This window comes from Mucilaginibacter sp. (assembly GCF_025359345.1).
Taxonomy (GTDB): Bacteria; Bacteroidota; Bacteroidia; order Sphingobacteriales; family Sphingobacteriaceae; genus Mucilaginibacter.
This window is the reverse complement of record NZ_JANYGQ010000015.1, coordinates 121,286-135,750: the sequence shown is the minus strand read 5'-3', so window position 1 is coordinate 135,750 and position 14,465 is coordinate 121,286. Positions and strand designations below refer to the sequence as shown.

Here is a 14,465-nt window from a genome sequence, read left to right as displayed (position 1 = left end):
AAGCTTAATGTACGGCTTGTTGACTTGTTTAATCATGAGCCGTGAACCTTTGCTAAATAAATTAATTCCATAGTCTCCTATGGATAAAACGATTATTTACGTGACCGCACAAAAATCTTCGGGAATATTCAAATTATTCTTTCCTTACCTATGATTCAATTTCTTTCATTTTTCGCGGCAAATCGGCCAGCCGTTTTAAATCAGCGATAAATAGTGAAGAAATTTGGAAGTCCTTCAATCTCGCGTGGGGGCACAAGTCGAACATCGGACTTTTGCCCCATTTTTTTTGCTTGCGAATCTTTGTTTCTTAGGTAAAGCAGCTTTCATAGCCCGTCCCGGCATGGTGCAAAGATAAAGTCTCAAGGCATACCTTTCTTTAGTGGGGACCCGGCTTGGGCGTGTAGTATCGAATTTGGGGAGTGGAGATGGAAGGAACACCGGCCTTATAACAATTGGTTGCACAGCCATAACCTTTTTCAATTTCTTAAAGTTGACTTTTCTGCAGGTAAATGTCCTTAAGCATCCTCTCGCTTCTCATTATTCTGCCACCCGGATCCCTTCGTCTATTATTAACCGCCGTTCGTCTATGTTTTGTTTTTAGCTGCGATGGTGCAGCTTACTTTTATTACGGTTCATAGCCTATGTAAGCTGTCACCTGCAAATAATCTATCGCGTTATGAAAAACATTTACAAAAGCATTTTCCTGTTAGTTATAGTAGTATTCATAGTCGTGTCATGTAGTAAGGAGGGGTTACAAGGGCCCGATGGTCCCGCCGGTCCGCAAGGTACGGCGGGTACGGCGGGACCTGCCGGACCTGCCGGGAAAGACGGCTCAATTATTTATAGTGGTAACACAATTCCGTCTGGAACTACAGGTGTGACCGGCGATTATTACCTGAACCGTTCCACCGGCGACCTCTATGGCCCTAAAACTGCAAACGGCTGGGACCCGCCAATAAGCCTTAAGGGGGCACAGGGCGCTACGGGAAATACCGGTGCTGCAGGAAACTCCGGAGCGACAGGTGCTACCGGGGCTACGGGAGCTACCGGAGCCTCGGGCAGTAAAATATTGAGCGGAAATGGTACGCCATCAAATACACAAGGGGCAGTTGGCGATTACTATCTGGACAAAACGAATCTTTTATTATATGGGCCAAAAAATACAAGCTGGGGCACCCCTGTTTTATTGCGCGGCGCTCAAGGCCCGCAGGGCCCTGTTGGCCCTGCCGGCGCCGACGGAAGTATAATTTACAGCGGCAATGGCGCCCCGGATGCAACGCTCGGCCAAAACGGCGATTATTATTTCAATAAAGCTACGGGTGGACTATACGGTCCTAAAACCTCACGCGGATGGGGTTCGGCTACGTCATTAGTAGGACCGCAGGGAGCTACCGGCTCTACTGGAGCAACCGGCGCAACGGGCTCCACCGGAGCCACAGGGGCAACAGGCGCCGCCGGTGCGGCGGGAGCAACGATTTTGAGCGGGAACGGCCCACCGTCGCTGACGATGGGCAAGGTTGGAGATTTTTATCTCGACCTGAGTACATATTTCTTTTATGGGCCGAAGACTGCGTCAAGCTGGGGAACAAGAACGCTCCTGAAAGGAGCCCAGGGAGCGCAAGGCCCGGTTGGCCCCGCCGGGGCTGATGGCAGCATTATCTACAGCGGCACAGGGGCTCCTGACGCTGCCGTGGGCACCATCGGCGATTATTATTTTGATAAAACTAATCGCTCCTTTTACGGCCCTAAAACTGCCGGGGGCTGGGGAAGCCCGACATCATTAGTCGGCGCGACAGGAGCGACCGGCGGAACTGGTGCCACGGGCGCAACCGGTGCTGCCGGTGCCGATGGATCGACAATATTGAGCGGCCTTGGAGCGCCCGACCCTGCAACCGGAAAAGCCGGTGACTTTTACCTTGACAGGCAAACCTACCTGTTTTACGGGCCTAAAAACGTGGATGGCTGGGGGCCTGGCGTATCGCTGAAAGGTGCTCCGGGCAGCGGCGGGAATGCTGTCGCTTATGAAACTTCGGACTTCGACTTTCCGCAATGGAACGTTTATGGTAACGCAACTGCAGGCCCGCCCACAAGCTTTGTACTAAGGCACCAGCGTTTTATCGGCGACTCTGTAACCTTTTTCAAATTACCTGATTCAGTGTATAATTCGTTGCGGAACGGTGTGACACTGGTTTATGCGCAAATTGTTAACCCGGCTGATACATCGGTACACCAATGGATACAATTGCCGTACACCAATGTTATAGGCACATCAAACATACAATCATATACATTCCGTGCAATCGCATCCCTTGCCGGCAACAGCGTACGTATATTCTGCAATATCAGTAACGCTGTTAACACGCAACCGTCGCCACTGCTTAATATAAATAAGATAAGAGTGATTATATCGCCGCAAACGTCCACCGGTACGCTTAATGTCGTCGGCGGTCAGTCAATTAAGCAGGTAATGCGGCAGTTCAGCCTAACGGATCGAAGTTTTAAGACAGTTAAATAGTTCATAACCAAGGCGTGCCTTAAATTAATGGCACGCCCCTTTTCTACTCGCCACTACCAGCCAGATTTGTTTATGAAGCACCTTATTAACGTCTTATGGGTTTTAATGCTGATGGTTGTTTTGGCCATCCCGGCGCGTGCGCAGGATGTATCGAAAATGGCTAACGCGCAGCCGGTTACCATCAGCGGCCAGTTTGGCCTAGGCCTGGGCACCTACACCTCATCGGGCATTGATAATCGCGAACATCCATTTTCCTATCTGCTGAGCGGAGCGCCGGTTTTAACCGTATATGGCATATCGTTCCCTTTTTCGGTGGTCGTAAGCGACCAGCAGCGCGGATTCAGGCAACCTTTTAATCAATATGGCATCAGTCCGCAATACAAATGGCTTACCGTGCACGCCGGCTGGCAAAGCATTACGTGGTCGCCGTTTACGTTATCGGGCTATAACTTTTTAGGTGGGGGAATCGAAGCAAATCCGGGTAAACTCAGGCTGGGCTTTATTTACGGACGTTTCAATAAGGCAATTGCTGAAAGTTCTTCCGAGCCGCTGCTCTTTCAGACACCGTCATACAGCCGCTCGGGCTATGCCGCCAAATTAGGCTATGGTACCGAGCAAAATCATGTCGACATTACTTTTCTGAAAGCAAAAGACGATCCTAATTCTATTCAAAACCCATCTATTCTTTCAGGCCTGCAGCCTGCGGAGAACCTGGTGGTGGGTATCGGTACAAAATTTCTGATTGCCAAACATTTTCGGTGGGAGGCAGACGTAGCGGGTAGCTTGTACACACGTAACCGTTTGAGCGACACACTGCGTGATTTTGATTTGGGCGGGTTTAACTTCCTGAAAAACTGGATAACGCTCAATAATTCCAGTCAGCTGCTTACCGCCGCGCAAACCGCGTTAAGTTATCAGAATAATAATTATAACATCGGCATACAATACAAACGCGTCGATCCGGATTTTAAATCGATGGGCGCTTACTATTTCGAAACCGATGTGGCTAACTATACTGTCAATGGCGGCATTTCGCTTCTCAAAAACCAACTCCAGCTAAATGGCAGTTTAGGCTTTCAGCAAGATAATATCGCACATGACCTGATGTACACATCGCATCGCACCATTAGCTCGTTTAGCGCATCGTACAACACATCAAAATTCGGTGCCGACTTCCGCTTTTCGAACTATGGTATTACGCAAGACAGGGGGCTTAATCCAGTTATCGATACCTTCCGTGTAGCCCGCACCAATTATAACGTTAATGGCCTTATCCGTTACATGCTGGGCGATTCGGTTATATCACACAATTTTATTTTATCGGGTAACCTGCAGTCGCTGGTTGACTTAAACCATTTTACATCGGGCCAAAGTGAGAGTAACAGCAAAAGCGCCAATCTTTCTTATTCCCTTGGGTTTGGTAAGTCGGGATTAAGTATCAACTCCAATTTGAACTATACTGTTGCGCAAATCAGCACAATGCATACCCGCCTTTTTGGTCCTTCAATCGGTATCGGCCAGCAACTCGATAAAAACAGGCTGATGCTGAATGCCAATATCGCCTATCAGCAACAGCATAATGATGACAAGGATGCAGGCAACGTAATCAACGCCTATCTAAACGGCTCATACCGCCTCGGTAAGCGCGACGGCATTACCACTACCATATCTTACTTGAAAAGCAATTCGAAGGATGCAACGCTGCCGTCTTTCAGCGAATTACGGTCGTCATTATCCTTAACACATACTTTTTAGCATGATGAAAACGTACAAATCCACGATTAAGAATTTTAGCAGAGTGATTTTTGCAGCCATCTTGCTGTTTGCTGGTGCTGTTAAGGCGCAAACCGTAAATATCACCATAAACGTTCTGCCGCCATATTCGCCTTATTATTCCGATTATACCAGCGCTTATGCTTCTAAAACGCTGCTCATCCTTCAAAATACCTCAGGCACACAGCAAAAGATACGACTAACCGGCAAATTGCAGGGCGATAACGGCATTCTTATTTCAACCCGTGGCAATTACCGCCCCGCTCAGCCAATTATTCTTAATCCCCACGAAACTAAGCAACTGAACGGAACCACCCTTCAAAGTGTGTTTGATTTAAACAGCGTTAACGTTTACGGCATAGATAAGGCTAAGCTGGCTGCGTCCTCGCGCATACCTGAGGGGCATTATACATTGTGTATCGAAGCGTATGAATATAGTGGTGTCCGTTTGCTTTCTGCAAATGCGCCGATGGGTTGCAGTATGATTACGACTACCAATCCCGACCCACCGGTACTGGTGGGCCCGGCAAAGAATGAGCGTCTGCGTGCTACACCCGCAAATACTGCTTTTTTTAATTGGATTAACCCCGGTACAGTTCCGCTTGGTACACAATACAAGCTTGAAATTGCCGAAATGCCTGATCCGGCAAGAGACCCTAATCAAATACTTAATGCCTCCTCACTACCGGTTTTAACCACCGTTGTTACCGGCACAAGCTACCAGTATAACATGCGCAATGTGCCGTTTAAACCAGGTAAAAGTTACGCGTGGCGGGTAACAGCGGTTGACCCGAATAACAGAGTGGTCTTCAGGAACAACGGTCGCAGCCCGGCCTCGGTTTTTATTTATGAACAAGATAAGGGTAAGGATGATAAGTTTCAGCCAACCAAGCCCGGCGATGATTTATCTGTAGTTCATTACGATTTCCAGGTAAGTGGAAACTTGACTTATAAGTATCATTTGGCTAATGACAAGCAGATGCCGTATATAAAAACCGCCCGCCGCGACAGCGCGGTGCCGCTAAAGCTTACTAAAATTGAGCTGGTTTACGGGTTGTGCTATGTGCCGATGGATATTCATACTGAAAAGATACAGGAATACAAACAACCATCGCCGCAAGATAAAAAAACACCGCGAAAAGACCTGGTCGGCAATAAAATTACCGGGCCTGGCAAAAGCGGCAAAGCAGACCTAAATACGCCAAATACCGAACAGTTGCAGCCGCAAAATCAGCAGCAAAATATTATTGAACAGTACGGCGGCGTAAACGGCAATGTAAATGCCGCCAGCCAGTTAGGTAAGGGAGATAATGCAGCAATAAAGGCTGGGAAATATGTTCCTTATACCCCGCCCGTGATAGATACCATAGACCAAACCGGGGACTTATTGCTGCCGGCGACCGATTATGGGGCGCCAAATGTTGTTGCGACTGCGAAAACCGATGCAAACGGACATTATGAATTCGATTTTGATTCGAAGCTGCCCTGCAAAATTATCCAGGTGTACCCGGAATCAAACGTGGCGATGGTGATGTGCTACTATATTAACGTTATAAACAAGCAGTATTCCGACCCGCATTCGTTCATTTACGCTAAACCGCCGGTTGATAAAGATGAAACCACCCAAGTTGACGCCGGTACGCAAAATATTTTTGTAAACAACTACCGGCTTCATGTTTTAATAGACCGAAACCCGGAAGGCGGAACTAATACCGGCAAGGTCGCCGGGGCTTCGGTTGAGGGAACGGCAGACGATACCGTGCAGGTATACGTACTGAGAAAGCTGCCGCGTTCGCCCTCCATTCCAAATGATGAAGGTGATAATGTTGGCCACGCGCCGTTTAAACCGGTTGATACCACCGCCGGTTGGTATGTTGGCGGCAATAAATATGAAATTGTATCACACCATCAATCCAGCATGGATCATGACGATTTATTTAATACTTACACCGGTAGTGTTGTTTTTGACAACCTGGTCGACAACCTTAAGGCATCAGATTCATATTACGTATACGCCGAATACAAACACAGCAAAGTATCCTTCGAGCCGGTAGAGGTGTCGATGGCCCCGGTTGAGGACGACGATTACCAGCCGTACACCAAACCCTTTGTACGCTACAAGGACATCGATTTCAGGCCAAGCTATGTGTCGTTCACCGTTAAGGGAGTGCTGAAATATCGATTTAAAGATGGTTCAGCAAGGCCGCTGCCGAATACATCGGTAGTGCTTGAGTCGATACCTATGTATCCTGATGGTAAAGGCAATATTGTTCACGACGAAAACAAAGCGAAAACGTACGCGGCTGTCTTTACCGACCCGAACGGCTATTTTGAGCTTAATTCAGGCGTTTTGCAATATGACCAGCTTGAGCTGTATAATTATAATAACGGTTTTGGCTTTCAGCAATATCTAAAGGTATTCAACCCGTACTATGGTAGTCCCGATATAGCATACTCATTCCGTGCGGGCAATACCTATAATGTGGGTGAAGTGATAGCGCAGGTAAAGGATTTTAACCTGAATGTAACAATTAAAGGATATAACAGCAATACAAAACTTACTGAAAAATTGAAAAATCAGCGTGTGTACTTGTGCCGCCTAACTGGCTTTAACTATGCACAATTTGGTATCCCAGATGATGAAGGACAACAAAACGGGCTTGAACAAAAGACGATACAGGATTATTATTATAATAATTATAAAGTTATCGGTTACGGCGTTACCAATACTGACGGTGTCGCGTCCTTCAGCAGGCTAGTGTCAAATGACGTGTACAATGCCAGCGATACATATTACATTTATTCGGAGTCGGAAATATTAACAGGGGATAACTATTCAACAGTTTCGGCGCAGCAGGTAGATCCCCATGTCGCTATTTTTACTGCCAATGGCCACTATTTCGACGAACCGGTGTTGAACAGCATAGTCGGTCAAAAAAATGTTTCGGTAGATGTAACAGTAAAAACCGTGGCACAAAAACCTTATATAGATGGCGCGGTATACCCGCAAAGTAATACCAGCACCAATGCATTATCACAGGTATTGGTGTGGCTCTACGATATAGATGCTACAAAGAAGGCTTATAACGCCCAGTATTTCAAGGATTTATTTGCAGGTTCCGACCCGCTGACTATATTGGACTATATGTCTCAATGGAACAATTCGCCGGTTCAACTGCAGAAAATACAACAAACAGGTGACAATGGATTGTTCAGGTTTGATGACCCTGAGACGGACGACTATAAAGGCTGGAAGCTGCTTGTTTTTACAAAATATGGTTTCATAACCGGTTACAGCGTTGTTAATTCCGGTATACCGATGGGACCCGGAAGGAAAGAGAATATAAATGGGTTTGTATTACCTCCGCGCCTGATGCAGGCTGATGTGATAGACCACGATACCAAAAAGCCGGTAAAAGCAAGGATTGTTGTCGGCGATGGTTTTAGCTGGGTAGATACGCAATCGCTGTATGCATTTCAGGGAGCGCCAAGCCCTAACGAAGAACGTGCGCAAATGCAAACCAGTTATGGCCAGGTTAAATTTACTGTGATACCTGATGACCAGGTAAACTACCATACCCAGACATTTACACGAACAGTTGACGCTCCGCCTAATATTGGCCTTGCTAACGCAGGTGCTATTGACGATAGCTACAGCCAAATGGAGGCTTTTGAAATGCTGCGCCCGGTTAATAAGCTATCGGTATGCGTAAAGAGTGCCGTTACTAAAAAGGCCATCCCGGCTCAGGTGTATATAACTCAATTGCCGCCTGATGAGACCCCGGGAGGTACTGATATTAAGGCAGGTGAATGCGCAAGCTTTACCTTCCAGAGCAGTGCCGTAAAATATGGCGTAAAGGTAGTGTCGGCCGGGTATGTTACACAGGAAACCACCGTAATTGCAACTAACTCGCCTGATGCGGTTACGTTCCTCGATATTAAACTTGACGCCGGATTTTCGATTATAGGTACGATTAAGGTTGACGGTAAGCCAAAGGCAAACGTAGGTGTGTACATAAAGGAGATGTGGCAAACAGTACAGGAAGTTTACACCGACCAAAACGGCAAGTATAGCATTGACGGCCTCCCGAAAGATGGAAGTAAAATAACGGTTGTAGCTTCGAACCCAGCCGGGCCAGGAGCCACAAAACCGGTAAAGCTGGAGTCATCCATGTTTAAAAATATTGTTATCAATTCGGCCCAGGCTGATTTTTCCCTCACCAGTAATGCTGCTATCGATTTTAGTTCTATATATGGCTTCCCGATAGAAGTAGAATCATGGGTAAAAAGTCCCAATAGTCCCAATTATATACTGAATGGCAGAGTGCAGGTAAAGCCGAATAAAAACATATATATGGGTAACTATTATAACAACTTTCTGACACTTAAAAATGTAGAAGTGAAGATTGTTGAACGGGTGCCTAAAAATGCAACCGACCAGTATGGCAGACCATTGCCGCCTTACATCATAGTTGGGGCGTATGGATCGATAGCGCTTAGCGAAAACAACATTGATTTGTTGATGTTCAAGTACTATCATGCAACCGCTTCCGGTCTGAAGGGTTTATCGCTGCAGCAGGCGCCAAATGACCCGGGCAGAGGTTCAATAGTGGGAGAGGCGGCTATAACATCCAATTCGTTTTCGCATGGCGTGGTTTGGAATGGTTCGCAAACGGTAATTCCATTCGTGGACGATGGTAAAGAGGTAATCCAGCAAGGACAAAATGCACCTACCCCGTCACAGCAACAGCAAGTACAGTTTGATAATAGCAATAAGGTGGCCAATGAAATACTGAAAAATGGCGGTAACGATGGAAATAATGGAAACAATATGGGCTTGCAGATGGGAGTAAGTAAAGGCGGACTTGACCAGGTGCAGGTATACTCGCCCGGTTCGCCGGATGTATTTGCCGATGGTTTAGGCGCTGCTACAAAAAATTTCTTTAACCTTTTTGTAAGTACTTTCGATGATGATAACACCTACAAATACCGGGTTCAGAGTTTAAATGGCAAAACATTTAAATACACATTAAACAATTTATACAACGTAGATGCTTCTGCAGCCAGTTATCTTGATTATACAGGTTTACATCTTGCATCAACGGTACATACAAACATTGCCAATATTAACAACCCCGACCTGAACCTTAACGTGGGTTACCTGATTTTTGATTACAAGTCGATGGTGCAGACCTTCAGTAAATCTGACCTCAGCATCGGTTTTGATAAATGGAAAGCCCAGGGAAAATGGACGCTGGATCAGGGCACGATAAAACTAACGGGTAACTTGTTTGCGGGTTCCATCACGGTTCCGGTTAGTAACCTTGAAATTGGATACGATAATATTGGATACGGATATATGAGCATAGATAAGATTGGCATTGCGGGCGTTAAAGATCTGCCGCTGGGCTCAAACGTTGCTACCTCGTTCGGGTATGATAAAGCAGCCAAATATGGCTCGCTAAAGAATCCGCAGTATGGCTCATGGTCGCTATCGATGGTTTCAACAACCGACGCCCCGGTAACCGTGATAAAAGACTTACCGGACCTGGGAACAAACGACCAGATCCTGATTTCGAACATATCGCTTTACAGTAAGGGTGATGAATCGCGCATCGTTATCTCGAATAGTCAAAAACCGTTAACACTCAATGGTTTTGCAACCTTTACACCTTACCAGGTAGCGAATGGAATTGACAACATATCGTTTGATGGCTCGCTCGACCTTAATATACCGGCCCTTACAGGTATGAGTGATAAAATTTACAACCTGGCTTACAAAAGCAATGGCACATCGCTGGTGCACCTGCAAACCAATTTACCTCCGCTTGATATGGTAAGCAACGGCGTACACGTAACATTTGATAATGTTGGGCAAACTTTCATCAATAATCAATTAATCATCCCTGGCCACTTAAAAGATAAAGCACCGAATTCGCCATACAATTTCAAAGTAAAACTGCTTAAATATAATGCTAACTCCCACATGATATCTGTAACCCAGGATAAAAGCAATTTTGTAGAGATGGGCGGCTCACAAAAACTATCGGCCATACAAGGGACGATGATCGGTGATTTTTCGTCGTGGCAAAACTTTAAATTTATAGGAGATGTAATCGGAGCAGAAGGTATGCGCGACAGTACCTCGGTTGATGCCAACACAAATAAAACAAGAATGGGTTTTGTTGTACAAGGCGACCTGGTGGCAAATAAAAGCCAGATCGGCGTAAAAAACCTGTCGTTTGGCGATATGTCGAACGGGAATTTTACTTACGATTTCGACAAAAAGGCGATTGTTGGTTCATTCCACCTTGATGAAACAACACCGAATGCCCAATTTCATACAGATTTTGAGCTACAGCTCGGCAGCGGGCAATGGTATGTGCTCGGCATGGCGAAAATTGACCATATAACAGGCTCGCCAGTGCCGGTAAACAGTGCCAATGGGGCCGTATGGATTGGGGCAAGCACTATTACCCCGGGTATCCAGTCAATCATACAATCACAGTTTCATGATGGTATATTGCCTGATGGTTTTAAGCAATTTAACACGATTAAAGGCACATTAATGGTTACTGCGGTCGATATGAATCTACCTATCATCCCTGATATCAATTTGAATGTCGGCCCAATTGCATCGGTTACTGTTGAAAAAGGGATTTACGCTAATATATTTACAGCAATAGATTTTGGCGGCAAAAATGTAAACATCGATGGCGGAATAAAAGTTGGCGCTTATGTAAAAGTGCATGCAGGGGCGTCGGTGCTGGTAGGCTGTGCAGGGTTAAACCTGAGTGCCGAGGTGAACGCAACCGTTGTGCAGCATGTCGGCCTCCCGCCATTCAGCCAATTTGGCTTTGACCCGGTTGCCCTGCTGTCGGCCAGCGACCTTACTATGAGCGCCAGTGCACATGTTATATTATCAGGTAGTGCTTATGTAGGCTTTGGGGTTTGCGACGATAACTGTAATTCAATAAAAGTATTCGGCGTTAAAATTCCTCCTGGATGTCATTCTACAGGTATCGGTAAATCGATGGACCTTGGGATGGGCGTCAACGTAACAAAACCTCCGGGCAAACTGACCCCAACAGATGGTAACCTTTGGTTAAGTATTTTTGACAATACATATTCTACGCATGTTAATATCCCTGGCTTAAGTTATTAAGATTAAAATGAGAAAGGCATTTATAACAATTTTTCAAATAGTATTGTTCGGGCTTACTGCTGCCAGAGCTCAGGATAACCCAATAACCGCTTACGGAGGCGATGGGGCTGTATTTATTTATCATGCATTTCATCCAGCATCGGCTACTTATCCCAATAATGGTATCACCGGATACAAGCTGGAACGTGAGGATGCCGGCGTCCCAGACAGATGGGTGATGATCCGTGATTTTCATACACCGAAGAATATTGATGAATTGGTGAGGAATTTGCGCGCATCGTTCCACTTTTTTCCTGATGGTAAACAACTTCGGCTTGACCCGCCGGCAATATGGAAAAAGTTTCTCTCCACTAACCAAACGCTCGATTCGCTAAGCAACGAATTGGCTTTTACGCCGATGCAAATGGCATTTAACATACTGGTTGCCGATACAACTGTTGTTAAAGGAAAAACTTACCGCTATCGGGTTTCGGAAGTTGGGTCAGGGGGCACATCATTCATCACCAATAGCGTAAAATATCCCGCAGTGGTTACAGCGTTGAAGCCACATATATTGTCGCGCAAAGTTGAAAGCGAAGCTATTCGCTTGGAATGGTTCGCTAAAAACGATAATAATTCTTTCAATTTTAGAACGTTTCGCAAGGCCGAACAGGATAAAGTGTTTGAGGAAATACACCCGTTTGTTTATATGGAACGAAAAGGTGATACGCTGAAATATTCCATCCGGGACGAACATGTAGCTTTTAGCACGATGTACAGATATTTTATTATGCCGGTTAACAACTTTGGCGGCGGTGGTAACGTGGTATCGGATACTATACCCGCTACATGTATGGAGGCACGGGGACTATTGACGCCGCAATATTTTAAGGCTGTGGGTGATGAACTAACACACACCATCAAGCTTCATTATCACCTGCCGAATCCGGGTTTTATAGGGAGCGTTGCTGTAATGCGCAGTACTTCGTATGACGATGGAGGTTATCAGCAGGTGGGCCTTGCTATGCCGTATGATACTGTTTATACCGATTTTCGCATCGAGCCGGGTCAGAAGTATTATTATTTTCTGCAGATGGTGGATAAGATGGGCCGTAAGGCTGTTCGTAGCGCCAAAACCTTTGGCCTTTATCAAACCAAAGTCAATAATTTTCCGCCGCGATCCGTTACTGCAGTTCTGAAAGAAAATTCAGTATTGGTAAATTGGGAGCCACCGGCCGAGAGACAAAGCGGCTTTTATGTGTACCGCAGCGAAGGTGTGGGGATGCCGATGAAACGGATTACCACATTGCTTACAACTAACACCTATATCGACTCATCAAAATTAAGACCAGGCATAATGTATGGTTATGCCGTACGAAGTGAAAATATAAGTAATGTGGAAAGTAAAAACTCCACAATTGCTTATATTCAAGCGAACACCGTTGACAGTGCGTTAATTGCACCGAAAAACTTCCATGCGGAACTACAGGGACGGGCTGTAAGGCTTACCTGGATGCAGATGTTAAAATTCAATAAGTATCAAACAGGCTATCGTATCACAAGACATTCGGATGATGGCAAGCAAGACGTTATAATCAGGAACGCTTATCCGGCACCGTTCAGCACTTTTGTTGACAGCACTGCTGTTCCGGGTTTAACCTATACCTACAACATAGAAAGTACGGCCGGAAAAGCGCATAGCATGCAGGTACCAAGTAATGCTATCACTGTTACACCTAACCTATATATTCAGCCCGGAGGCTTGATAGCGCTTGCCGATCCCACCGGTATCACACTTAAGTGGGGCGCTATAAACGACAAGCGCGTTACCCGGTTTGCTATTTACCGTTACAAACGCGGCGCGGCACCAAAACTTATTGCCACGGTGCCTTCAGCAACAAATACTTACGTTGACAAAGCTGCTACCAAAGGCGAGACCTGGTATTTTTATATCCGTTCAATCGGAAAAAATGTTGCAGAAACGTCTCCAAAGAGCAACGAAGCATTTACCTCATTTTAAAAGTATTTTAATAATCAGGCGGCAAAGAGGCGGGGTATTCCTGCCTCTTTGTCGTTTAATAATACTACAAACTACACAGGTACATTGACGTATTTAAGATAAATAATATTCAAATAATACGTTGTTTGCCCATATTGGTATGCTCAATAGCTATAAAATTTCCTTTGATATTAATTTTTGCATACTTTAGTTGACGAATCCGTGACCTTGACCCCTCTTATGGCAAATATCAATAGTATCATAATAGATGACAATGAGTTAGACAGAATTGCTATTGAATCGTATCTGGAAAAATATTCGTTTATAAGGCTACTGGGGAGTTTTGCAAACCCTATTGAATGTCTTGAACTCATACAGAACGCTGATATTCAACTTGCTTTTCTTGATATTGATATGCCATACCTGAACGGGTTGGAGTTTCTCAATTCCCTTAAAAATCCACCTTTGTGCATTTTTATAACTTCGTATGCCGAATATGCGCTTGAAAGCTATGAAAGCCACGCATTCGATTTTCTGTTGAAACCGGCCAAAGCCGACAGGCTGGAGCGCGCAGTACTAAGGGCGCGTGAGTACCTTGACATCCAGAATAAAGCAAAACTGTACGACGTGCAGTTCGTAGGCGATTACCTTACAATAAAGGAGAGTTACAACCTGATACAGCTAAAAGTGAGCGATATTATTTACCTGGAGGCATTAAAGGATTATACCAAAGTGATTACCCGTGCCAAGACGTACCTGACGTTGTGCAGTTTAAAAAACTTCTTCGAGAAATTGCCAGGCGACCGCTTTTTGAGAATACACCGAAGTTTTGCGGTTGCCATAAACCAGATACGTAAAATGGAGCAGAACGAGCTGCTACTTGATAATTTAAGGCTTCCGGTAGGTAAGACATTCCGCAGTGAAATCAACAAGGCGCTGCTTAATAATATTCAGTAAAAAGGTAAATATGAATTTTGCCAGGCACATAATCAACTTTTCCGCGCGGCGTACTTGTTTAAAATGTACCGGGTTGT

Annotated in this window: 5 protein-coding genes; all 5 read left to right on the top strand. The window is 45.4% G+C overall.

What is annotated here, in order from left to right; all coding sequences use genetic code 11:
* Positions 1–676: 676 nt before the first annotated feature.
* Positions 677–2,515, top strand: coding sequence for a hypothetical protein (locus Q0R52_RS08340; protein ID WP_295793884.1), 1,839 nt, complete (start codon positions 677–679; stop codon positions 2,513–2,515).
* A gap of 27 nt (positions 2,516–2,542) precedes the next feature.
* A complete protein-coding gene (locus tag Q0R52_RS08335; RefSeq protein ID WP_295793882.1) occupies positions 2,543–4,270 on the top strand; it encodes a hypothetical protein in 1,728 nt (575 codons plus the stop codon).
* Position 4,271: 1 nt separating this feature from the next.
* Positions 4,272–11,453, top strand: coding sequence for a hypothetical protein (locus Q0R52_RS08330; RefSeq protein ID WP_295793880.1), 7,182 nt, complete (start codon positions 4,272–4,274; stop codon positions 11,451–11,453).
* Between the two features lie 7 nt (positions 11,454–11,460).
* Entirely contained in the window at positions 11,461–13,452 is a 1,992-nt protein-coding gene (locus Q0R52_RS08325; RefSeq protein WP_295793878.1) for a hypothetical protein, read from the top strand.
* Between the two features lie 219 nt (positions 13,453–13,671).
* Positions 13,672–14,388, top strand: a complete 717-nt coding sequence (locus Q0R52_RS08320; protein WP_295793877.1) for a LytTR family DNA-binding domain-containing protein — start codon at positions 13,672–13,674, stop codon at positions 14,386–14,388.
* Positions 14,389–14,465 lie beyond the last annotated feature (77 nt).

Bases quoted from the DNA above. Each gene is read 5' to 3' on its own strand.
- Q0R52_RS08340 (WP_295793884.1), top strand. From the start codon at position 677: ATGAAAAACATTTACAAAAGCATTTTCCTGTTAGTTATAGTAGTATTC.
- Q0R52_RS08335 (WP_295793882.1), top strand. From the start codon at position 2,543: ATGGCACGCCCCTTTTCTACTCGCCACTACCAGCCAGATTTGTTTATG.
- Q0R52_RS08330 (WP_295793880.1), top strand. From the start codon at position 4,272: ATGATGAAAACGTACAAATCCACGATTAAGAATTTTAGCAGAGTGATT.
- Q0R52_RS08325 (WP_295793878.1), top strand. From the start codon at position 11,461: ATGAGAAAGGCATTTATAACAATTTTTCAAATAGTATTGTTCGGGCTT.
- Q0R52_RS08320 (WP_295793877.1), top strand. From the start codon at position 13,672: ATGGCAAATATCAATAGTATCATAATAGATGACAATGAGTTAGACAGA.